This window comes from Streptomyces sp. NPDC050842, assembly GCF_044456565.1.
GTDB lineage: Bacteria > Actinomycetota > Actinomycetes > Streptomycetales > Streptomycetaceae > Streptomyces.
Genome location: NZ_JBITGA010000002.1, coordinates 259,651 through 281,540, shown reverse-complemented (window position 1 = coordinate 281,540; position 21,890 = coordinate 259,651). Strand labels below are relative to the sequence as shown.

Sequence of the window (21,890 nt, the reverse complement as noted above, 5' to 3'; positions counted from 1 at the left end):
ACAGGGGGTGTGCGGTGGGGACCGCAATGGCCTGGGGTGGCGTCAGCCGGTGAAGACCTCGGTCAGCGACCAGACGGCGAGGCCCGCCATGATCACGCCGCCGACACGCTGCACGGTCTTGAGCGGCACGCGCTTGGCGATGAACCGGCCCGCGACCAGGGCGAGGGCGGAGACGCTCATCAGGGCGGCGAGCGAGCCGATCGCCGTCGACCAGGTGCCGTTGGTGGCGGCGAGGTTGGCGGTGGTGATCTGGGTGAGGTCGCCCCACTCGCTGATGAAGACAGCCATGAAGGCGGTCGAGAAGACGGGCCAGAAGCCGGTCACCGCCCGGCCGCCCGTGTCGTCGTCCTCGTCGTCGCCACTGCCACGCAGCAGCATGAACGCGCCGAAGCCGAACAGCAGGGCCGAGACCAGCTTGACGATCCAGCCGGGGAGCAGCCCGAGCAGGCTGCCGGCTCCCACGGCGATGGCGACGTGCGCCAGGAAAGCGGTCGAGGTGCCGATCCAGACGTACAGCGGACGCATCCGCGTGCCCATGGCGAGGGACGCGAACATCGTCTTGTCGGGAAGCTCGGCGAGGAAGATCAGCCCGAAGGCGGTGAGGATCGCCAAGGGGTCGAGGTGCATACCGGGGCTCTCTGCTCGGTCCGGGCCCGTGGGCTCCGCACCTCGAAGGCGACGGGAGGACCACTCGGCCCGGCATGACGGACCACGCCCACGGAATCGCGGACGCGGTTGATGCCTGGCCGAAGGTCTCGCCCGTCCACGTCGTGCGTGGACCCGGTCACCGGGAACCCGGGGGTTCCAGTGTGTCGACGACCGGTTCGCAGGGCTACTCCCCTTCGCTGTCCCTGAGTGTATCCGAACAGCGTGCGAGCCTGGGTAGACAGTGTCTACTCGATCTTGGTAGACAGTGTCCATGCAGCATCTGGAGAACGAAGACGAAGATCACGACGGGCGCGCGGACGGACTGCGCGGACGCCTCGTCCGGGCGGGCGTCGAGCTGGTGAACGCCGAGGGCGCTCAGGCCCTGTCACTGCGCGAGATCGCCCGCAGGGCCGGTGTCTCCCACGGAGCGCCTCGCCGCTACTTCCCGACCCATCTGGACCTCCTGTCGGCCATCGCCCGCCAGGGCTTCGCCGAGCTGGCAGTCCGCCTCGCCGAGGTGGACCGGGAGGACGCGGGGCCGCGCGAACGGATCGCGATCCTCGCCCGCGTCTACCTCGCGTACGCGGGGAGCCGGCGCGGCATGTACGAGCTGATGTTCCGCCACGACCTGCTCGAAAGCGGCGGGCTGGGACTGCGCGAGACGAGCCTGCCGCTCTTCGCCCACCTCACCGGGCTCGTCGCCCGCGCCACGGATCCCGCGCCGGGCCCTGACGCGGCACTGCGCGCGGACACGACGTCGCGCGCGGACGCGGCTGTGCGTGCGGGCGCTCTCTGGGCCAACCTCCACGGCATCGCCCAGCTCTGGCACTGGGGCAGCCTCCCGCTGGCCACCGGCGGCACCGATCCCGCCCCGCTCCTCGCCGCCGCGCTCGACGCCCACCTCGGGCCCGTGGAGCCCGCCCCGTGACGGCGACAGGGCCGCGCCGCGCCTCCACCCTCGCGTGCAGCGTCGTCGGTGCCGCCGTAGTCGCCCTCGACGGCACCGTCCTCACGGTCGCCCAACCCGCCCTCCAGCGGGACCTGCACGCCGACGTCGGACAGGTGCAGTGGACCAGCACCGCCTACCTCGTCACCGTCGCGAGCCTGCTCGTCTTCGCCGGCCGCCTCGGCGACCGCTACGGCCACCGCCGGGTCTTCGCCGTCGGCGCACTCGGCTTCGCCGCCGCCTCCGCCGGCATCGCCCTCGCCCCCGGCATCGGCGCCGTGATCGCGCTGCGCGTGCTCCAGGGGGTGTGCGGGGCGCTCCTCCAGCCCGCCACCCTCGGCATGCTGCGCACCGCGTACCCACCCGAGAGGCTCGGGATGCCGATCGCCGTGCGCACCGCCGCCATCGGCCTCGCCGCGGCGGCGGGCCCCCTCGTGGGCGGCGCACTCGTCTCCTCGTACGGCTGGCGCGCCGTCTTCCTCCTCGGCGTGCCGCCGACCCTCGCCATCGGCCTGCTCGCCCTCACCGGTCCGGAACCACGCGCCGACGTCCGTGAGCGCGGTCCCTCCGCCGGACTCGCCGCGCTCGACCCGCTCGGCGCCGTCCTGCTCGCCGCGGCCCTCGGCCTCCTGGTGCACGGACTGGTCGACGCGCCCCGCCCCGGCGGCACCGGGACCACCGTGTTCGTGGTCGCCGCCGCCCTGGCCGCCGGAGCCGTGCTGGTCCGGCACGAGCGCCGCGCCCCGTATCCCCTCCTGCCGCCGGAGCTGATGCGAAGCGTGCCCGTCCGTGCCGGTCTCGCCGTCCTCCTCGCCGCCTCGGCCGCTCTCTTCGGGACCCTCTTCGTCGCGACGTACTTCCTCCAGGACGTCCAGGGGCTCGATCCCCTCGACTGCGCACTGCGGTTCCTGCCGCTCGCCGTGCTCATGGTGATCGGCGCGCCCCTCTGCCCGCCGCTCCAGCGCCGCTTCGGTCCCCGGCGCACGGCGGCCGCGGGCGCGGTGCTGCTCACCCTCGGCGTCGTGCTGCTCGCCCGGCTCGACGCGACGGCCTCCGCCGCCTCCGTCGGTACCGGCTCCGCGCTCCTCGGCGCGGGCTTCGTCACCCTGATGATCACGGCGACCTCCGTCGTCGTGCACCGTGCCCCCGAGGCCCACGCGGGCGTCGCAGGAGGCCTCCAGCAGACCGCCATGAACATCGGACCCGCCCTCGGCGTCGCCACCGCGACGCTGCTCCTCGCCCTCGCGCCGGCCGGAGGTTTCGTCCCGGACCGGGGCGTCGTCCTGCCCGCCCTCGCCGTGATCGCGGCGCTCGCCCTCCCTGCCGCACTCGCCCTGCCCGACACGGCGCACCACGCGAGGCAGCGCCCGGGGAAACGTCCGGGGAAGCGCCCGGGGAATCGTCCCGGGGAACGACAGGGGACACGCCGGGGGGCGACGCCACCGGAGTCCCGACGGCGGTTCTGCGTACGATCATGAAATGTCCGATGCCGGCCACCGGCGCCCGCCCGGCAGGACGGAGCGCACGCAGTTCAACCTCGGTCGCGCCCTGCCCTTCCTGATCCTCGCGATGACGGCCGCCGCAGATGTCCTCACCCCCGACAAGGAGCGCTTCGAACGCCTCCTCGTCGCCGCGCCCGCGCTCGCCGCCGTCACCTGGAGCGTGCGCGGCACCATCGGCATCGGGCTGCTCGCCATGGCGGTCCGCGCGGTGCTCCACCTCAACCGGGACGAAACCCTCGTCCCCGAACTCCTCGCCAGCGAGGTCGTCCTCGCCCTCGTCACCGCCACCGCCGCCTGGGTCAGCCGGGTCCGCACCCGCTACGAACAGGACCTGCGCGAGGTCACCGCCGTCGCCGAGGTCGTCCAGCGCGTCGTCCTGCGCCCCCTGCCCGACCGCCTGGGCCGCTTCGACCTGCACCTGCTGTACGTCGCGGCCGCCGCCAAGGCCCGGATCGGCGGCGACTTCTACGAGGCCGTCCGGGTCCCCGGAGCCGTACGGATCATGCTCGGCGACGTGCAGGGCAAGGGCCTCGGCGCCGTCGAGACCGCCGCCGTCCTGCTCGGCTCCTTCCGGGCCACCGTCAACGAGGCCCCGGACCTGGCCGCGCTCGCCGACACGCTCGACGAGGGCCTGACGCGCTACAGCGGCTGGGACCCCGATTCCGACGCCGCCGAACGCTTCGCCACCGTCGTCCTCGTGGAACTCCCCGACGGCCAGGACATCGCCCGGCTCCTCAGCTGCGGCCACCCCGCCCCTCTGATCCAGCGAGGGGCCGAGGTCACGCCCGTCGCCTTCGCCGACCCCTCGCTGCCCGTCAACCTCGCGGGCCTCGCCGAGAACCACCACCGGATCGAAGAGGTGCCCTTCGGGCCGGGGGACCGGATACTGCTCTTCACGGACGGCGTCAGCGAGACCCGCGACCGGGCCGGCACCTTCTACCCGCTGGAGCTGCGGCTGCGCGGCTGGGCGCGGGAACCGGCCGCCGAACTGCCCGGCCTCCTCCACCGCGATCTCGCCGCGTACGGCGTCGACGGCCTCGACGACGACGTCGCCGCGCTCCTCGTCGTCCGGCCGCCCGAGCCCGGCCGACTCTCCTCCTGACCCCTCCTCCACACCGGCATGGACATCCTCAAACATCGAGTTCGGGGCGGCTTGTGTCGTTCCCTCACGGTTACGTGACACGTGCGCCGTTCGTGCGCTCTGGCCGCTCCGGCCCTCATACGTGAGGCTTGCGACCGTCCGCAACGCGGACAGTCTGCAGTCCACTCGAGAGGAACGGGTGCACGTGCCCCAGGACAACCCCTTCACCACCGGCTCGTCCGAAGACTTCCCCGGCTTCCCCGACGGCACGGTGGGCCTCACCGCCGCCGACACCGCCCGCATCGCGGGAAGCGGAATCGGAAACGGAAGCGCCGGCGGCCTCTGGGCCGCCGACGGAACGGTGAACCCCGACGCCGTCCGCCTCGGCCAGACCCTCGCCACCGCGCTCCTCGGCGGCGGCACCCCCGGCACGGCGAGCGCCGACGCGCTGCTCCCGGCCGAACTCGCCGCGTACGTCGAGGAGGTCCGCGGCCTGGCCTGGCCCGCGTACCACCGGATCGAGTCCGCCACCGAGGGCGTCCGGCTCTCCGCCTTCAGCCTCTACCAGCTCAGCCCCGGCCCGCATCCCCTCGTCATCGTCCCGGCCGGCTGGACCCCGTTCGGCTGGCCGCTGTTCCTCTGGGCCTACCTCAGCCTCGCCCGCCGCGGCTATCACGTCATCGCCTACACGCCCCGCGGCCTCGGCTTCCCCGGACTGCCCTCCACCTCCGACGGCTTCGTCGAAGTGGCCGGACCCGAGGACTGGGCCGACGGTTCCGCCGTCATCGACTTCGCCCTCCAGCACTTCGGCCCGAGCAGCATCGGATTCCTCGGCGAGTCCTACGGCTCCGGCATCAGCCAGCTCGTCGCCGCCCACGACGACCGGGTCTCCGCCGTCGTCGCCCTCAGCACCTGGGGCAACCTGGCCACCAGCCTCTACGACAACAAGACCCGTCACCTCGCGGCGGTCAAGGCCCTGCTCTCGCTCACCGGCGGACCGGTCGAGGAGAAGTTCAGCGAGGCCAACCAGCAGATCCTCGCCGACTTCCAGGCCGACCGGAACCTGGACCAGGTCGTCAAGTGGGGCCGTAGGCGCTCCCCCGAGTCGTACCTGCCGCTGACCAACGAGAACGAGACGCCGACCTTCTTCTCCAACACCTGGCACGAGAGCCTCTTCCCGGTCAACCAGGTCCTGACGACCTTCGAGGGCCTGCGGGTGCCCAAGCGGCTCAATCTCTGGATCGGCGACCACGCCGCCCCCGAGGGCCCGGCGCTCATCGGTACGGAGCCCCGCAAGGCCAACGTCCCCATGGAGGAGGCGTACGCCTGGCTCGACCACCACCTCAAGGGCGAGCGCAACGGCGTCGAGGACTGGGAGCAGGTCTCCAGCCAGGTGATGTTCACCTACGTCACGGAACCCGTCACGGACCCCGGCACCGGCGAACCGACCGGGGAGAACCGGATCGTCGAACCCGCCGTCCGGGAGACCCGCACCGCCTGGAGCGAGGTCACCACCGGCTTCGAGGTGTTCGGTCTCACCGGCGACGGGGCGGGCGGCGCCGACGGCCTGCTCGTCCCGCGCGCCGGCGAAGCGCCGACCCCGTCGGAGGAGACCGGCTGGCGGCGCGCGTTCGTCGCGGGCGTGGACACCGAGGCGACCGCCATGGACATGCCGCTCATGAAGACCGGCCAGGCGGAGTGGGCGGGCAACCCCAAGATCTACGACACCCGCAAGATCGACCGCCGGCACGCCGTGGCGTGGGCGACCGAGCCGCTGCTCGCGCCCGAGGGGGAGGGGCACGCGGCCCGCCGTGTCCGGGGGATCCCGCGCCTGCGCCTCACCGTCCGCTCCACGTCCACGTCGGCGGGTCTCGTCGCCCATCTCCTGGACGTCGCCGAGGACGAGACGGCCCGGATCATCACCCACGAACCGCTCAACGTGTACGGCCTGACGCCCGAGCAGGACGTCACCGTGACCTGGAACCTCCAGGCCGCGGCGTACGACATCCCCGTCGGCCACCGGCTGATGCTGGTCGTCGACAGCATGGACCCGTTGTACGGCGGAGCTTCCATCACCTGGACGCAGACCGCCTTCGGCTCCCCGGAGGGCGAGCCGTCGTTCCTGGAACTGCCCCTCGGCTGAGCACGGGAGACGGTGAGCGGTACGTGACGTGGGGGCGCGGTCGGACACCGCGCCCCCACGTCCGTGCCCCCACGCTCGCGCGTCACTCCACCGGCGCGAGCCCCAGATGCTCGCGGAGCGTCGTCCCCGTGTACGCGGTCCGGTACACCCCGCGCTCCTGGAGCTCGGGCACGAGCAGGTCGACGATGTCGTCGAGCCCGTCCGGCACCAGGTACGGCGAGACGTTGAAGCCGTCGACCGCCCCGTACCGCACGAACCGCGCGAACTTCTCCGCGAGCGCCGCCGCGGTACCCACGTGCCCGCGCTGCGGACCGAGTTCGATGACGGTCTCCCGCAGCGACCAGCCGTTGGCCTCCGCCTTCGCCCGCCACTCGGCGACCGTCGTCAGGGCGTCCTTGATCCTGCTCGACCCGAACGTTCCCGTGTACTCGACGATCACCGGATCCTCGGCCGGCAGCGGGCCGTCGGCGTCCCGCCCGGACAGATCGATGTTCCACAGCCGGCCCGCGATGCCGAGGGCCACGGCGGGAGTGACCTGTTCGAGGCGGACCCAGCGGGCCTTCTCCTCCGCCTCCTTCTCCGTCGCCCCGATGATGATCTCCGTACCCGGCAGGATCCGCAGGGCGTCCTCGGGCCGCCCCACCGCCCGGAGCCGGCGCCGGAGGTCCTCGGCGAATCCCAGCGCGTCGTCGAAGTCCAGACCGTGCGCGGAGAAGATCACGTCCGCGTTCCGCGCCCCGAAGTCCCGGCCCTCACCGGAGTCCCCGGCCTGGAAGATCACCGGGTGGCCCTGGGCGCTGCGCGGCAGGGTCGGCGCGAGATCGACGTCGAAGTGCTCCCCGCGCGACCGTACGCGCCCCACCGCCCCCGGCACCGACCAGGAACGCGCGTCGGCGGACGCGGCCACGGCGTCCTTCCCCCAGCCGTCCCACACGGCACGCGCGACGGAGAGGAACTCCTCGGCGCGCGTGTAGCGGTCCGCGTGGTCGAGGAATCCGCCGCGCCGGAAGTTCTCCCCGGTCCAGGCGTTGTGCGTGGTCACCATGTTCCAGCCGGCCCGGCCGCCGGAGAGCAGGTCGAGGCCCGCGAGGCGGCGGGCCAGGTCGGCCGGCTCGTTGTAGGTGGTGTTGGAGGTGGAGACCAGGCCGATGCGGTCGGTGGCGGCGGCGAGCGCCGACAGCTGGGTGATCGAGTCCGGGCGCCCCGCGACGTCGAGCTCGTGGATGCCGCCCTCCGACTCGCGCAGCCGCTGCCCGTCGCCGAGGAAGAAGGCGTCGAAGAGCCCGCGTTCGGCGGTCCGCGCCACCTGGAGGAACGAGGCGGGAGCGATCTGTGAACCGCTCGACGGGTCCGACCAGATCGTCCAGTGGTTGACCCCCTGGAAGAACACGCCGAAGTGGAGCTTGGCGTCAGGGCGGGGGACGTCGGTGGGGTCGGTGCGGGTCATCGGGTCTCCTCCCGGACGAGAGCGGTGCCGGTGCTGGCGGCTGTTCCGCTGCCGGCGGCGGTGCTCGTCGCGAATCGGCTGACGGGGCGGGGGAGGCCCAGTGACGTACGGAGCGTGGTGCCCGGCAGCGGGCGCGTCGCGAGCCGCCGGACGAACAGCGCGGGCAGGACGAGCCGGGAGAGCACCGACAGGTCCTCGTCGAGGACCAGCGGCAGCAGTCGCACCCCGTCGACGCGCTCGGAGAGTTCCGCCAGCAGGGTCACCAGACCGTCCGCGGAACCCGTGTACCGGAGGCGGGCGGGGCGCTCCTCCCAGGGGGAGTACCGCTCCAGGTCGGCGATCCGCTCCCGGGCCGTCTCGCGCGGGGTGTCGAGGGCCACCTCGATCTCGGCGAAGGCCAGCGGCACTCCGGCGGCCGTGGCCGCCTCGCCCGCCGCACCGGTCTCCGCCGCGGTCGGCCCGCCGACCAGCGCCACGTCGGTCAGTTCGGCCGGGACGAGACCCGGGCGGGCGAGGACCACGGGCCGCCCCTGCGGGGGGCGCGGCACGATGGACGGGCCCTTCACGGAGTACGTCTCGCCGGTGAAGTCGATGGAGTGGAGCCGCTCGCGGTCCAGGTAGCGGCTCGTCGCCACGGACCGGATCACCGCGTCGTCCTCCCACGAGTCCCAGAGGTCACGGACGACACGCACCCCGTCGTGGGCCTCCCGGGCGCGGGCCTCGGGACCCTCGACAAGGGGGCGACCCCAGGCCCGCGCGGCCGCCGGGTCCTCTTCGACGCCCACCACCCAGCCGGCGCGGCCGGCCGAGAGGTGGTCGAGGGAGGACACCTGCGAGGACACGTGGAACGGTTCGGCGTAGGTCGTCGCGACCACGGGGGCGACGCCGAGGACGCTCGTCGACGCGGCGACGAAAGCGGCGCGCTCGACCGCGCCGATCCGGCCCACCGGGTCGGCGCCGGAGGCCGGCGGCAGGATCGAGTCGTCCAGGGTGACGAGCGTGAATCCGGCGTTCTCGGCGGCGGTCGCCGTCCGGGCGAGCCGACGCGCGGTCAGCAGCTCGCCGGGGGCGTGCGCGGCACGGCGCCACGCGGCCGGATGGGCGCCGTCGCCGTCGAGCTCGACGGCCAGGCGCAGGGCAGGGCGGGGCATGGGAGTGGTCCTTCCGGAAGACGGGAGCGCACGGCGGGGCACGGGCGCGCGAAGGCGCGCCGACGTGCGGCCGGGCGACGGAACGTCACGGAACGCGTGGACCCACGCGGAGCGGGGTCAGGCGCTGACGGAAGGACAGATGGCCGAGGAGGTACGGCAGAAGTCGACGTGCCGGCGGCAGACCAGCGGCGCCCCGGAGCGGACGAGGCGGCGCGGCGCGGTGCTCGACGTGTGCACGTGTGCCTCCCCTTCGGCTCGGTCCCGCTCCGTCCCGGCCATCCGGGAAGGAACGTCTCACCATAGGCAGGCGGGCTTCCGCACTGTCAAGGCCGTCCCGGCAGGTGGGAGAGTCAGCAAGCCACAGGGAAAAGGAAGTTGAAGGCGCGCCGGCGAGCAGGGTCAGCCGTCGGTCTGACCGAACATGCACCCGTGGAACGACGCGCCGCCCCCGCCGCGGCCTCTAGCGTGCCCCGCATGACCCGATTCACCCGCGCGGCCGCGGCCGCGCTTCTCGCCTGTTCCCTCGCCTTACCCACAGCCCTCGCCACGGCGGGCCCGTCCGTCGCGGCCCCGGTCGCGCTCACCGCCCCGGTCGTCGCCCCCGACACCGCGCGGCCCGCGCTGCCCGCGCCCACGGGGCCGTACGCCATCGGCCGCACGGTCCTGCCGCTCGTCGACCGGTCCCGTACCGACCCCTGGGTCCCCACCGCCGCCGGGCGCGAACTGATGGTCACCCTGCACTACCCGGCCGCGCGCCCCGGCGACGGGCGGCCCGCCCCGTACGCCACCGGCGAGGAGGCGCGCCTCCTGATCGAGGCGCTCGGCATCGGCTCCGCCGTCCCGGGCGACGCGCTCGCCCGGATGCGCACCCACGGCCGGACCGACGCCCGCCCCGCCCCGGGCAAGCACCCGCTCGTGCTGCTGTCGCCCGGCTTCGGCGGCTCCCGCTGGACGCTCACGCACCTCGCCGAGGACCTCGCCTCGCGCGGATACGTCGTCGCCTCCGTCGACCACGCCTACGAGTCGTACGGCATCTCCGTCCCCGGCGGCCGGACCCTCACCTGCGTCGCGTGCACGGCGCTCGACGAGGGAGGCGTCCACGCGAGCGTGGTGACCTCCACCCGCGCCGCCGACATGCGCTTCGTCCTCGACCGGCTCACCGGGCCCCGCCCCGTATGGCGGCACGCCGCCCGCGCCATCGACGCGCGCCGCGTCGGCATGGCGGGGCACTCGATCGGCGGGGCGAGCGCGGCCACCGCCATGGTGGCCGACCGGCGCATCGACGCCGGGCTCAACATGGACGGGGCCTTCTGGGAGGACCTGCCGGCGGAGGGTCTGCGCGGCCGTCCGTTCCTGATGCTGGGCACCCACGACGGCATGCACCTGCCCGGCGGGCAGGACACCAGCTGGGACCGGGTGTGGCCCACGCTCGACGGCTGGAAGCGGTGGGTCACCGTGGCCGGCGCGGAGCACTTCACCTTCTCCGACTACCCGGTGATCCAGAGCCGGTTCGGCCTGCCCGGGCCGGCGCTGCCCGCCGACCGGGCCGTCGCCGTCACCCGGACGTACGTGGCCGCCTTCTTCGACCGGCACCTGCGGGGCCTCGCACGACCCGTCCTGGACGGCCCGACCCCGGACAACCCGGAGGTCCACTTCCAGCACCCCTGATCGGTCCGCCGCCGAGCCGCCGGGAGCCGCCGGGCCGCTCTGACGCGACTCGGCGGCTTGGGCGGTCGATCAGCCGGTGTCAGGAGCGGTACGGGGTGTTCGCCGCCGCCCAGTCGGCCAGTGCCCGCGCGCATTCCGCGACGGACTCGCGCCAGGTGCGGGCCGCGCCGTCCCCCGCCTCGTCGCTGACGTGCTTCACCATCCGCAGCGGAACCCCGGCGAGCTGCGCGACCGAGGCCAGCGCGTACCCCTCCATGTCGACGAGCGCCGCCCGCTCCGCGAGCCGGGCCCGGGAGGCCTCGTCCGCGATGAACGAGTCCCCGGTGGCCAGGACCACGTCACCGCCGTCGGGCAGGGTCAGCGGCTCGCCGTAGGTCTCGCCGGTCAGCGTGGCGAGGAATACGCCGTCGAAGTCGTGCTGGAGCACGGTGCCGATGACATGCGTCCCCATGAAGCCCGGGCGCAGTGCCCCGGCGGTCCCCAGGTTCACGATCCCGGACGGCAGCGGCCCCCGGCCCAGTACGGTCGCGAGGGCGGTCGCCGCGTTGACCTTGCCCATGCCGGTGAGCAGCACCGGCAGATCGGTGTCGAGGAACTGCGCCTCCTCCTTCACCGCGACGACGTACAGCGGACGGCCGGCGACGATCTCTCCCAAGAGTTCCATGGAGGTCACGCTAAATGGCGGCCCCGCCGCCGTACAACCGGACCCCGTACGACCCCCCTAACCAGGGCGTCTACCCCAGCGACTCGCCCCGCTCCGCCAGCGACTCGCCCAGCACGCGCAGCGCCTTCGGGCCCACGCCGTGCAGGGCGGCGAGCTCGGCCGCGGGGACGTCGGCGAGCTGGGCGAGACGGGTGTAGCCGGCGGCGACGAGGGCGCGCGTCGCGGGCGCGCCGATACCCCGGGGGAGGTCCGTCCCGGGACGGTCGGATGCGGTGGCCATGGATCGATCGTGCCACGCGCGGGGAGAGGCGGCCCGTGGGTCAGACCGGGAGCAGGCGGCCGATCAGCGCTCCGAGCTGGCGTGCGTTGCGGCAGGGCAGCATGTCGACGATCTCGGCGTACGCCGGGGCCTCCGAGTCACCCGTGCCCCACAGCGAGGGCTGCTCGGGATTGAGCCAGTGAACCCGGCGCGCCCGGTCCGCGACCCGCTTCAGCGCCGCGAGGTTGGGGTCGGCGCGGTTGGTCCGCGCGTCGCCGAGGACGAAGAGCACCGTGCGCGGGCCGACGGCGTCCGCGTACCGGTCGGCGAACTCGCCGAGCGCCGTCCCGTAGTCGCTCTGCCCGTGCCAGCCGGTCAGCTCCGCCTCCGCGAGGATGCGGTCTCCGAGGCCCGCCGGATCCGCCGCGCCCCGCGCGATCAGGTCCGTCACCTCGTCGACCCGATTGACGAAGGCGAAGACCCGTACCCGGCTGAACTGGTCGTGCAGGGCCTGCACCAGCAGCATCGTGAACTGCGCGAAACCGGCCACCGACCCCGACACGTCGCAGAGCAGCACCAGCTCCGGCCGCCCGGGACGGCGCCGTCGCAGCACCGGCCGCACGGGGACGCCCCCGGTCGACAGCGAGCGGCGCAGCGTCCGCCGCAGGTCGATCTCCCCGCGCGCCGCCCGGCGCCGCCGGGCCGCCAACCGGGTGGCCAGCTTCCGCGCCAGCGGCCGTACCGTACGCCGCAGCTCGTCCAGCTGCGCCCGCCCGGCGAGCAGGAAGTCCACCCCGTCCGCCGTCCCCGCGACCGCCCGCCGCGCGACCCGGTCCCGGCCCTGCCGCTCGGCGACCCGCCGCCGTGCCTCGGTCCTGACCCGCTCCCGGAAGGCCTCGATCCGCCGCCGGATCTCGTCGTCGAGCAGCCGGTCGGCGAACTCGGGCTCCTCGCTCCGCTCCGCTGCCCGCACCCGCGCGAGGAGCGTCTCGGGGCGCAGCCGGGTGAGCGTCTGGTACGAGGACCAGCCGTCCGTCTCCGGGCCGGAGCCGTACCCCCCGAACCCGCCCACCGCCTCCGCCGCGAGCACGGCGAGAGCGGCCTCGTCACCGGCGGCCAGCGCGGCGGCGAGCCGCTCCCGCAGCTCGGCGAGGTCGGCCGCGGTGCCGTCGAGGGCCGTCTGACCGCCGCCGCCGAGCGGGAAGTACAGGTCGAAGACCCGGTCGAAGACGGGGCGCTGCCGCTCCCCGTGGAGCAGCGTCGCCGCCAGCGCCTCCCGCACCCGCTCGCGGTCCGTGAACCCGACCGCCTCCAGGGCGTGTCCCGCGTCCACGGTCTCGCCCGTCCCGATCCCGAAGCCGTGGTCGCGCAGCGCCGCCACCAGACCGGTGAGCCGCTCCACGGGCCCGGAGGCTGCCGAAGGCGTCCCGTCCGGGACCGTCGGGGTCACACCGCGTCCAGGTCGAGCTTGGCCGCGGCCTTCACGATGTCGTCCTGGTGCTTGAGGAGCACCCCCAGACTGTCCCGTACGACCCCCTCGTCCAGCCGGTCCGCGCCGAGCGCCAGCAGGGTCCGCGCCCAGTCGATCGTCTCGGACACGGACGGGACCTTGCGCAGGTCCATGGCCCGCAGCGCCCCCACGACCCGCACGACGGACGCGGCGAGCGCGGCGTCGAGCCCGGGCACCTTGCGGGTCACGATCCGGCGCTCCAGCTCCTCCTCAGGGAACCCGATGTGCAGGAAGAGACAGCGTCGCCGGAGCGCCTCGGACAGTTCGCGGCTCGCGTTCGAGGTGAGGACGACGAAGGGCCGCCGCGCCGCCGCGATCGTCCCGAGCTCGGGGACGGTCACCTGGAAGTCGCTGAGCACCTCCAGGAGCAGGCCCTCGACCTCGATGTCGGCCTTGTCGGTCTCGTCGATGAGGAGGACGGTCGGCTCCTCGGAGCGGATGGCGGTGAGCAGCGGGCGGGCGAGCAGGAACTCCTCGGAGAAGATGTCCGTCCGCGTCTCGTCCCAGGACTCGCCGCGGCCGGCGGTGATCCGCAGCAGCTGCTTGGCGTGGTTCCACTCGTACAGCGCGCGGGACTCGTCGACGCCCTCGTAGCACTGGAGCCTGACGAGCCGGGCGCCCGTCGCCTCGGTGACGGCCTTGGCCAGCTCCGTCTTGCCGACCCCGGCGGGCCCCTCGACCAGAAGCGGCTTGCCGAGCCGGTCGGCGAGGAAGACGGTGGTGGCGACGGCCCGCGACGCCAGGTAGCCGGTCGTGGCGAGCCGCTCGGCGACGTCGTCCACGGAGCTGAAGAATCCGGTCGTCATGCCTGTCCCCCCGGGGAGCGGAAACTCTTACTGGCCAGTAGCCTCAGGGGTACTTGATCAGATCCGGCAGCACCGCACAACCGTTCCGCCGGGCAGGCCCTGAGGTCCGTGCCCGCGCGCGGGCAGTGACCCGCTGGTGCAATGGGGGGACCGGGCACGCCGCCCGGGGAACCGCGCGGCGGTGGAGGTGTCGTGGCGGAACAGGACGAGGCCCTCCTGGCCAGGGTGCGGGCGATGGAGCAGGCGATCGGCGAGATCGGCACGACGCTCGACGAGACGCACACCTGCCGTGAAGTCGCCGCGTTCCTCGTGCGCCGGCTGGGCGGCTCGGTGGTGGTCGACCTTGCCGCCGAGCAGGGCGTCCCGCCGCGCCGCGCCGCGACGGCACGGATGTCCGCGGAGCCGACCGGGCCCGGCGCCGCCCCCCGGTCCGAGACCACCGCTCCCGGCACGCCGCCCCACCCCGAGACCACCGCTCCCAATCCCCCCGGCCCGATGCACACGCTCACCGCCGCGCTCGCCGTCGGCGACGACGGGAAACCCCTCGGAACGGTCACCGCGACCCGTATCGACGGCGGCCCCTTCACCACCGACGAGGCCGCCACCGTCCACCACGCCGCGCGGCTCGCCGCCCGGCACATCGGCCACGCGCGCCGCCTCGCCGCCACCGAGGACACCGCCCTCCACCTCCAGCGCGCCCTCGTCGCCGAACCGGGCAGGCCGCACCCCAATCTGGAGATCGCGGGCGGCTACCTCCCCGCCGGGCTCCGCACCCTCGTCGGCGGCGACTGGTTCGAGACGGTACGACTCCACTTCGGCCGCACCCTCCTCGTCGTCGGTGACGTGATGGGGCACGGCCTGGACGCCGCCGTCGACATGAACGCCTACCGCACCGTGCTCCGCGAGGTCGCCGCCACGGACCTGCCGCCGCACCGGGTCCTGCGCCACCTCGACTCCGTGGTCGCCGAGGACGACGGCCGGCGCCCCGCGACCTGCCTGCTCGTCCGCGTCGACCCGGCGCGCGGCGCCGCGACCTTCGCCAGCGCCGGCCACCTGCCGCCCGCCGTGTTCGGCGCGGACGGCTCGGCGGAGCTGGTCGACCTCCCGGTGGGCCCGCCGCTGGGCACCGGCGTCGGCGGCTACGAGCCCACCACCCGCCCGCTCACGCCCGCCGAGACGCTGCTGCTCTTCACCGACGGCCTCGTCGAGCGCCGGGGCGAGGACATCGACGTGTCGCTGGCCCGCCTCGCCTCGCTCCGCCTGCCTCCTGACCCGGGCCCCCACCAGGTCGTCGACGAGGTGCTCCGCCGCCTCGGTGCCCACCGGGCCGAGGACGACGTGGCCGTCCTCGCGGCCCGCGTCCGCGCCCGTTCGACGGCGTGACGCCACGCCACTCCCGCCCCACGCCCCTCGTGACACACGGTCACTTCGGCCCTTCCGTGTCCTGTTTCACGCCTGCGCGGGATTCTTTCGCCAGGACGCTTGTGCACGGCCCCGTGGCCCGGCACGCTCCTCGGTATGAACACGGCGCAGCATGCCAGTGAACGTCTGATGAGCTGGCCCTCGCTGACCCCCGGCCGCACCCATTGCGGTGCCGAGCTCGGTCTGGGCACCGCGACACAGGAGATCGTGCACTTCCATGGGGAGCACGAAGCCGACGTCCACCTCACCCGGGCCATGGTCGCGAAGCTGCGCCCCGCCCTGCTCGGGTCGAGCGCGGTCCGTCTGCGCGCCGGATCCGGGTGGGTGACGGTCCGTCTGGACATGGGCTCGGACATCGACCTGCTCGCCACGCTGGTGAGCGCGGCCCTCCAGGGAAACGGCGTCCCCGACGTCGCCCCGGACGGCTGCACCCGCACCCTCCCGGTCACCGGCATCCGCTGAGTCCCGCGCCACCAGGGGAGCGGGTATCACCACGCCTATGCAGGCATCAGCACGCCTACGCGGGCATCGGGAACAGCATGCACGTGCTGGTGGCGTGCGCGAGCAGACGGTCCTCCGCGTCGTACAGGCCCGCCTCCGCCAGCGCGGTTCGGCGCCCGCGCGACAGCACCGTCCCGATCGCCCGCACCTTGCCCGTGTCCATCGTGATCGGCCGGAGGAAGCGGGTCGACAGGTCGAGCGAGGTGTACGCCGTGCCCTGGGGGAGCGTCGAGTGCACCGCGCAGCCGGCGGCCGAGTCGAGCAGGGTCGCGTACACCCCGCCGTGCACGCTGCCGATCGGGTTGTAGTGCTCCTCGCCCGGCTCGAAGGCGAACACCGCGCGGCCGTCCTCGACCTCCTCGAGGCCGAAGCCCAGCAGCGCGGCGATCGGCGGCCCGGGCAGCCGCCCGGCCACCATCTCGCGGAGGAAGTCGAGCCCCGCCATCGTCCTCGCGGCCCGGGCGCTGACCCCGGCGTCCTGCCACTCGACCGTCCGTGACCGCACCGTCACCACTCCGCTCCGCCGGGCTCCGCTGACTCTGTACGGCGAAGCTAGCTCTCGCGTCAGCTGACTGTCAACGACGCAGCCAGGTGGGTAGGGTGTGACGATGAAGTGGCTGGAGACGGACACCGAGAACTGCTCGGTCCGCCGCACCCTGGACCTCGTCGGCGAGAAGTGGAGCCTGCTCATCCTGCGGGACGCCTTCAACGGGGTCCGCCGCTACGACGAGTTCCGGCGCCACCTCGGCCTCTCCGAGGCCGTCCTCGCTGACCGCCTCCGCAAGCTCGTCGCGGCCGGCGTCCTGCGCGCCGAGCCCTACCGCGAACCCGGCTCCCGCACCCGGTACGAGTACCGGCTCACCCCCAAGGGCGTCGACCTCTGGCCCGTACTCCTCGCCCTGAAGCAGTGGGGCGACGCGTACGCGGGAGATCCCGAGGGCCCCGTGCTCGACATCCGGCACACCGACTGCGGGGCGCCCGTCCGTGTGGTCGTCCAGTGCGAGGGCGACGAACACGCCACCCTCGCCACCCGGGACGTCACCGTCCGGCCCGGTCCCGGAGCCCGCCCCCTCACCCGCTGACGGGCCGCCGACTCGATCCACCCGGCCGCGCCACCACGACGGGCGGCACCCGTTCGGCGGCACTTCGGAGGTGTCCCGGCCCCCGGACGGGTACCCCACGAACCATGCCCCCCACTCCCGGCCCGCCGGACGACCGTCCCCCCACCGAGCACGGTCACTGGTTCCACCGACTCCACATCCGCCTGCTCGCCTCACCGGTCGGCCTCGCCTGGAACCGCGGCCGCGCCATGGAACTCATGCACCGCGCCATGGGCTTCGCGGCGCTGAGCCTGCTCACCCTCGTCCCGCTCCTCATCGTCGTCGCGGCGGCCGACCTCGCCAGCGGCCAGGGCTTCGCCCGCTGGCTCGTCCAGGGCCTCGGCGTCTCCGAGGTCTCGGAAGAGGAGGTCGAGCGGCTCTTCGGCCAGCCGGGACAGGCCCTCCAGCGCACCACCGCCTTCGGTCTCGCCGCCCTCGCCGCGTTCGGCGTCACCTTCGGGTCCGCCGTCCAGACCGGCTACGAGCGGGCCTGGGACCTCCCCACCGCCCGCTGGCACACCATGTGGCGGCACGTCGTCTGGCTCGCCGTCCTCGTCGCGGCCCTGCTCCTCTTCGTCGCCAACCCCGCCCCCGAGGACTCCCCGGCCTCGACCACCCTCTTCGTCGCCGTCGCCGACCTCATCGGCACCTTCCTCTTCTTCTGGTGGTCGCAGCGCTTCCTCCTCTGCGGCCGCATCCGCTGGCGCGCCCTCGCCCCCGGCGCCGCCCTCACCGCGCTCGGCCTCCTCGGGCTGCGGATCTTCTCCCAGCTCGTCTTCTCCCCGCTCATCGCCTCCAACGCGGTCACCTACGGCCAGTTCGGCACCGTCCTCGTCCTCCAGTCCTGGCTCGTCGGGGTCGGCTTCGTCGTGTACGGAGGCGCCCTCACCGGGCGCCTCGTCCACGAGCACCTCACCCGCCGCCGTCTGAGCCGCGACCTCCCCGGCGGCACGTGATCCCTGCCCGCGCGCGCCGCTACTGGTCCCTGCGGCGCACCGCCACCACCGTCACCACGGCCGCGCCCAGCGCCCACAGCCCGTACACCAGCCAGGCGGCGCCCGACGTCCACGGATACGGGACCTCGTCGAACCCCACCGGCACCTGCCGCCGCCACGCGTGGAGCGGCGTCGCGTGAGCCAGCACAGCCGTGAGGTGGCGCCGGTCGGACAGCACCGACGGCAGCAGCAGGAGCAGCACCACCGAGCCCACGATCGAGATCGCGCTCTGCCGCAGCAGCGCGCCCAGCGCCATCCCGACCAGCGCGCAGACCGGCGCGAGCAGCGCGGACGCGACGACGATCCGCAGCGCCCCCGGATGCGAGATCGGCAGACCGGCACCCCGTACGTCGAGAATCGCCTGCGTCGACCAGAACGAACCGGCCGCGACCACCGCTCCGAAGAGGGTCTGCACGGCGGCGACGACCAGCACCTTCGCCGACATCACCGAGCTCCGCGCCGGCACCGCCGCGAACGTCGTCCGGATCATCCCGCTGCCGTACTCGCCGACCACCGCCACCGCTCCCATGGCGGCGGTGCAGAGGATCAGCACCATCTGCGCGTTCCCCGTGAACGCGTCCCACAGCGCCATGTCGTGCTTCACGAAGGAGGCCTGGCTCTCCGCGTCGTACTGGAACCAGTACCGGTAGTGGTCCCAGGCGGTCCCGGCGTTGAAGGCGACCACGGCCAGCGCGCTCAGCAGCAGGGACCAGCCCGTGGACCGCAGCGACCACAGCTTCAGCCACTCCGACGCCACCAGGTCACGGAACCGGGCACGGGGCTCCACCACGGAAGCCACACGCACATCGAGGGCGGTCATCGAGCGTCTCCTGCCACGTATTCGACACTGTCGGCGGTCAGTTCCATGAACGCCTCCTCAAGGGAGGCGGTACGGGTGGTCAGCTGGTCGAGCAGCACCCGGTGTTCCAGCGCGACGGCGCCGATCCGCGCCGCGGGGAGACCCGTCACCGTCAGCAGACCGCCCTCCTCCGCCACTTCCGCACCCTCCGCGCGCAGCAGCGGCGTCAGCGCCGACGGATCGGGCGTGCCGACCGTCACGCTCAGCCGGGCCCCGCGAGCGGCGAACGCCGCGAGGCTCTCCGCCGCGATCAGCTCACCCCGGCCGATCACGACCAGCTCGTCCGCCGTGTGCTCCATCTCCGTCATCAGATGGCTGGAGACGAAGACCGTGCGGCCCTCCGCGGCGAGGCGCCGGAACAGCCCCCGCACCCACTTCACGCCCTCCGGGTCGAGCCCGTTGAGCGGCTCGTCGAACAGCAGCACCGGAGGGTCGCCGAGCAGCGCACCCGCGATCCCGAGCCGCTGCCGCATCCCGAGCGAATACCCGCCGACCCTGCGCCGTGCCGCCCCCGCGAGGCCGACCTCCTCCAGCACCTCGTCGACCCGGGAGAGCGGGATGCGGTTGCTCCGCGCGAGGACCGCCAGATGCGCCTGGGCGGTCCGCCCGCCGTGCACGTCACCGGCGTCGAGGAGCGCGCCGACGTGCCGGAGGCCGCGCGGCCGGTCCGTGAAGGGCCGCCCGTCGACCGTCACCGTGCCGCTCGTCGGGGTGTGCAGCCCCAGGACCATCCGCAGCGTCGTGCTCTTCCCCGACCCGTTGGGCCCGAGGAATCCGGTCACGACGCCGGGCCGGACGGTGAACGTGAGCGAGTCGACGGCGGTTTTGGAGCCGTAGCGTTTGGTGAGTTCCCTGACTTCGATCATGTCCACCACCGTGCCGCCCGGAGCCCCGCAAGGGCATCGGACCAGCAGGGACAATCGTCGGGCCGCGCTGTCACCCCTGGTCGTACACCCCAGGTCCGATGACCCGGCCGAGGGCCGCCCTCTACGATCACCGCATGTCCGCCCCCCCGTCAGCGCCCTTCTTCAAGAGGCTCACGCCCGGCAGGTGGGCCGCCGTCGCCTGGGGCGCGGGCATCGCCTTCACCGCGCTCCTCCGAATCAGCGTGCCCGGCCAGGAAGGGCCGGACGTCATGCCCGGCTTCGTCATCCTGCGCTGGGACGGCCTCCTCATGCTGGCCGTCGCCACTCTCCTCACCCTGCGCGGCAGCGCCCTCCTCGCCCGCCGCCCGACCGCCGCCCTCAACCACCTCCTCGTCGCCTCGGTCATCGCCTCCACCCCCCTCGGCGTCACCGCCATCCCCTTCGCCCAGTACCTCGCGGTCGACGTCGCCCTCTACGCCATCGCCGCGGCCCGCCCCCGCCGCGAGGCCTGGCGGGCACTCCTGCTCGGCCTCGGCCTGATCGTCGTGTACCTGGCGGTCCGGCTGCTCTCCGGCTGGAGCGCCGGCACCACGAGCGGGCTGGCCGTGGCCCTGACCGCCCTCGTGGCCTGGCTCCTCGGCCGCTCGGAAAGGCAGGCCCAGGAGTACGCCGAGCAGAGCCGCGCCCAGGTCGCCGAGCAGGCCGTCACCGCCGAACGGCTCCGTATCGCCCGCGAGATGCACGACACGGTCGCCCACAGCATCGGCATCGTGGCCCTCCAGGCGGGTGCGGCCCGGCGTGTCATCGACACGCAGCCCGAGGGCGCCCGGCAGGCCCTCGCGGAGATCGAGACGGCGAGCCGCGAGACCCTGGCGGGACTGCGCCGCATGCTCGGCGCCCTGCGTACCGCGGACCAGGCCGACGCGACCTTCGCCGACCGTACGGAGGAGGCGTTCCGTACGGACACCGCGGTGGAGGCGGCGACGGGGGCGGCGGCGCGCGGTGAAACGGCGTCCGGCACCGGGACCGCGGGCGGCCGCGCCAGCGAAACACCCGGCCCCGCCCGGCCGCCCGGCCTCCCCGAGATGCCCGGTCTCTCCGCGCTCGACCGGCTCGCCGAGGTCACGGGGGCCGCCGGGGTCCGCGTCGCCGTCCGGCGGCTCGGCGCCACGCACCCCCTGCCGCCGGACATCGACCTGTCCGCCTTCCGTCTCGTCCAGGAGTCCGTCACCAACGTCGTGCGCCACTCCGGCGCCGACACCTGCACGGTGACCGTCGACCACCAGGACCCCGAGGCCCTCGCGGTCACCGTCGAGGACCACGGCCCGACCCCCGGCAGGGAGCGCGAGCGCCCCGGCGGAGGTTCCGGTTACGGTCTCGCGGGCATGCGCGAGCGCGTCGCCCTGCTGCACGGAGAGTTCACCGCGGGCCCCCGCCCCGGCGGCGGCTTCCGCGTCACCGCCCGCCTTCCCCTCCCCACAGGAGCCACCGCCCGATGACCCAGCCCACCGCCGAGCAGCCCGCCGCCGTGGCCGACGACGCCGGCATCGTCCGTGTCCTCCTCGCCGACGACCAGCCCCTCGTCCGCACCGCGCTCCGGATGGTCATGGCGGACACCGCCGACCTCGTCGTCGTCGGCGAGGCCGCGAACGGCGCCGAGGCCGTCCGCCTCGTCGAGGAGACCGGAGCCGACGTCGTCGTGATGGACCTGCGGATGCCCGGCACCGACGGCATCGAGGCGACCCGCCTCGTCACCTCCGGTCCCACCGGCGCCCGCGTCGTCGTCCTCACCACCTTCGACGACGACGACCACGTGTACGGGGCGCTGCACGCCGGGGCCTCCGGCTTCCTCGTCAAGGACATGGCCCTGGACGACATCCTCGCCGCCGTCCGGGTCGTCGCCTCCGGCGACGCCCTGATCGCACCCGGCGTCACCCGCCGTCTCATCAAGGAGTTCATCGGCCGCCCGCCGCGGCCGTCCACCGCACCCCGCCGCGGCACGGAGGGCATCACCGACCGCGAACGCGAGGTGCTCACCCTCGTCGGCCGCGGCCTCTCCAATACGGAGATCGCCGCCGGGCTCCACATCAGCATCGCGACCGCGAAAACCTATGTCACGCGCCTGCTCGCCAAACTCGACGCCCGCGACCGGGTGCAGCTGGTCATCATCGCGTACGAGGCGGGTCTGGTCTCCGCGGCCTGACCCGACCGGCCGGGAGCGGTGATCACACGATCCGGTGATCTCCCCGCCACGGGCCGGGCGGTGGCCCCGGGGCCGATTGGATGGAGGAGTCCCCACCGGCCCGTCGAAGGAGAGCCGCC

General features: G+C 74.0%; 22 protein-coding genes. 11 read left to right on the top strand and 11 right to left on the bottom strand.

From position 1 onward, the window contains the following. Nucleotides 1–42 precede the first annotated feature (42 nt). Nucleotides 43–627, bottom strand: a complete 585-nt coding sequence (locus ACIBG6_RS06565) for a TMEM165/GDT1 family protein (protein ID WP_329619285.1) — start codon at nt 625–627, stop codon at nt 43–45. 292 nt (nt 628–919) lie between these two features. Between ACIBG6_RS06565 and ACIBG6_RS06560 the strand changes: the two genes are divergently transcribed. The 4 genes from ACIBG6_RS06560 to ACIBG6_RS06545 all read left to right on the top strand — a co-directional run bounded on the left by ACIBG6_RS06560 (nt 920) and on the right by ACIBG6_RS06545 (nt 6,320). After that, entirely contained in the window at nt 920–1,576 is a 657-nt protein-coding gene (locus ACIBG6_RS06560; protein ID WP_399221439.1) for a TetR/AcrR family transcriptional regulator, read from the top strand. Further along, a complete protein-coding gene (locus ACIBG6_RS06555; protein WP_399221438.1) occupies nt 1,573–3,072 on the top strand; it encodes an MFS transporter in 1,500 nt (499 codons plus the stop codon). The genes ACIBG6_RS06560 and ACIBG6_RS06555 overlap by 4 nt, the downstream gene beginning before the upstream one ends. A 1-nt stretch (nt 3,073) precedes the next feature. Continuing rightward, the gene (locus ACIBG6_RS06550; protein WP_399221436.1) at nt 3,074–4,198 is read left to right on the top strand and encodes a PP2C family protein-serine/threonine phosphatase; all 1,125 of its coding nucleotides are present in this window, start codon (nt 3,074–3,076) and stop codon (nt 4,196–4,198) included. Between the two features lie 184 nt (nt 4,199–4,382). Continuing rightward, on the top strand, nt 4,383–6,320 hold the full coding sequence (locus ACIBG6_RS06545; protein WP_399221435.1) for an alpha/beta fold hydrolase: 1,938 nt from the start codon (nt 4,383–4,385) through the stop codon (nt 6,318–6,320). A gap of 82 nt (nt 6,321–6,402) precedes the next feature. Here ACIBG6_RS06545 and ACIBG6_RS06540 read toward each other — a convergent pair whose 3' ends face one another. From ACIBG6_RS06540 to ACIBG6_RS06530, 3 genes are all read right to left on the bottom strand, one after another. Next, nucleotides 6,403–7,767 (bottom strand): NtaA/DmoA family FMN-dependent monooxygenase, encoded by a 1,365-nt coding sequence (locus ACIBG6_RS06540; protein WP_399221434.1) that lies wholly within the window; start codon nt 7,765–7,767, stop codon nt 6,403–6,405. Beyond that, nucleotides 7,764–8,918, bottom strand: a complete 1,155-nt coding sequence (locus ACIBG6_RS06535) for an LLM class flavin-dependent oxidoreductase (RefSeq protein WP_399221433.1) — start codon at nt 8,916–8,918, stop codon at nt 7,764–7,766. The genes ACIBG6_RS06540 and ACIBG6_RS06535 overlap by 4 nt, the downstream gene beginning before the upstream one ends. 117 nt (nt 8,919–9,035) lie before the next feature. Beyond that, nucleotides 9,036–9,155 carry a putative leader peptide gene (locus ACIBG6_RS06530; protein ID WP_399221432.1) on the bottom strand — a complete coding sequence of 40 codons (120 nt, stop codon included), beginning with the start codon at nt 9,153–9,155 and terminating at the stop codon, nt 9,036–9,038. 237 nt (nt 9,156–9,392) lie between these two features. Here ACIBG6_RS06530 and ACIBG6_RS06525 point away from each other — a divergent pair, with 237 nt between their 5' ends. Continuing rightward, the gene (locus ACIBG6_RS06525; protein WP_399221431.1) at nt 9,393–10,586 is read left to right on the top strand and encodes an alpha/beta hydrolase family protein; all 1,194 of its coding nucleotides are present in this window, start codon (nt 9,393–9,395) and stop codon (nt 10,584–10,586) included. Nucleotides 10,587–10,665: 79 nt separating this feature from the next. Here ACIBG6_RS06525 and ACIBG6_RS06520 read toward each other — a convergent pair whose 3' ends face one another. The 4 genes from ACIBG6_RS06520 to ACIBG6_RS06505 all read right to left on the bottom strand — a co-directional run bounded on the left by ACIBG6_RS06520 (nt 10,666) and on the right by ACIBG6_RS06505 (nt 13,825). Next, the gene (locus ACIBG6_RS06520; RefSeq protein WP_399221430.1) at nt 10,666–11,250 is read right to left on the bottom strand and encodes a nucleosidase; all 585 of its coding nucleotides are present in this window, start codon (nt 11,248–11,250) and stop codon (nt 10,666–10,668) included. Between the two features lie 70 nt (nt 11,251–11,320). Further along, on the bottom strand, nt 11,321–11,530 hold the full coding sequence (locus ACIBG6_RS06515) for a DNA-binding protein (RefSeq protein WP_399221429.1): 210 nt from the start codon (nt 11,528–11,530) through the stop codon (nt 11,321–11,323). 40 nt (nt 11,531–11,570) lie between these two features. Further along, nucleotides 11,571–12,911 (bottom strand): VWA domain-containing protein, encoded by a 1,341-nt coding sequence (locus ACIBG6_RS06510; protein WP_399221428.1) that lies wholly within the window; start codon nt 12,909–12,911, stop codon nt 11,571–11,573. A 44-nt stretch (nt 12,912–12,955) separates the two neighbouring features. After that, entirely contained in the window at nt 12,956–13,825 is an 870-nt protein-coding gene (locus tag ACIBG6_RS06505) for an AAA family ATPase (RefSeq protein ID WP_399221427.1), read from the bottom strand. A gap of 192 nt (nt 13,826–14,017) precedes the next feature. On the opposite strand from ACIBG6_RS06505, the gene ACIBG6_RS06500 reads away from it, so the two are divergent. Continuing rightward, nucleotides 14,018–15,208 carry a PP2C family protein-serine/threonine phosphatase gene (locus tag ACIBG6_RS06500; protein ID WP_399221426.1) on the top strand — a complete coding sequence of 397 codons (1,191 nt, stop codon included), beginning with the start codon at nt 14,018–14,020 and terminating at the stop codon, nt 15,206–15,208. A 135-nt stretch (nt 15,209–15,343) separates the two neighbouring features. Then, nucleotides 15,344–15,709: a luciferase family protein gene (locus ACIBG6_RS06495; protein WP_399221425.1), complete on the top strand. Its 366-nt coding sequence runs from the start codon at nt 15,344–15,346 to the stop codon at nt 15,707–15,709. 55 nt (nt 15,710–15,764) lie between these two features. Here the strand turns inward: ACIBG6_RS06495 and ACIBG6_RS06490 are convergent, their stop codons facing one another. Further along, on the bottom strand, nt 15,765–16,259 hold the full coding sequence (locus ACIBG6_RS06490) for a PaaI family thioesterase (RefSeq protein WP_399221424.1): 495 nt from the start codon (nt 16,257–16,259) through the stop codon (nt 15,765–15,767). A gap of 97 nt (nt 16,260–16,356) precedes the next feature. Here ACIBG6_RS06490 and ACIBG6_RS06485 point away from each other — a divergent pair, with 97 nt between their 5' ends. Further along, nucleotides 16,357–16,830, top strand: coding sequence for a winged helix-turn-helix transcriptional regulator (locus ACIBG6_RS06485; protein WP_399221423.1), 474 nt, complete (start codon nt 16,357–16,359; stop codon nt 16,828–16,830). Nucleotides 16,831–16,934: 104 nt separating this feature from the next. Beyond that, the gene (locus ACIBG6_RS06480; protein ID WP_399221422.1) at nt 16,935–17,804 is read left to right on the top strand and encodes a YhjD/YihY/BrkB family envelope integrity protein; all 870 of its coding nucleotides are present in this window, start codon (nt 16,935–16,937) and stop codon (nt 17,802–17,804) included. A 19-nt stretch (nt 17,805–17,823) separates the two neighbouring features. Here the strand turns inward: ACIBG6_RS06480 and ACIBG6_RS06475 are convergent, their stop codons facing one another. Together ACIBG6_RS06475 and ACIBG6_RS06470 are read right to left on the bottom strand one after the other, a co-directional pair. Then, nucleotides 17,824–18,663 carry an ABC transporter permease gene (locus tag ACIBG6_RS06475; protein ID WP_399221421.1) on the bottom strand — a complete coding sequence of 280 codons (840 nt, stop codon included), beginning with the start codon at nt 18,661–18,663 and terminating at the stop codon, nt 17,824–17,826. Further along, nucleotides 18,660–19,568: an ATP-binding cassette domain-containing protein gene (locus ACIBG6_RS06470; RefSeq protein WP_399221420.1), complete on the bottom strand. Its 909-nt coding sequence runs from the start codon at nt 19,566–19,568 to the stop codon at nt 18,660–18,662. The genes ACIBG6_RS06475 and ACIBG6_RS06470 overlap by 4 nt, the downstream gene beginning before the upstream one ends. A gap of 134 nt (nt 19,569–19,702) precedes the next feature. Here ACIBG6_RS06470 and ACIBG6_RS06465 point away from each other — a divergent pair, with 134 nt between their 5' ends. Both ACIBG6_RS06465 and ACIBG6_RS06460 read left to right on the top strand, forming a co-directional pair. Further along, nucleotides 19,703–21,067, top strand: coding sequence for a sensor histidine kinase (locus tag ACIBG6_RS06465; protein ID WP_399221419.1), 1,365 nt, complete (start codon nt 19,703–19,705; stop codon nt 21,065–21,067). Further along, the gene (locus tag ACIBG6_RS06460) at nt 21,064–21,771 is read left to right on the top strand and encodes a response regulator (protein WP_399221418.1); all 708 of its coding nucleotides are present in this window, start codon (nt 21,064–21,066) and stop codon (nt 21,769–21,771) included. The genes ACIBG6_RS06465 and ACIBG6_RS06460 overlap by 4 nt, the downstream gene beginning before the upstream one ends. Nucleotides 21,772–21,890: the final 119 nt, after the last annotated feature.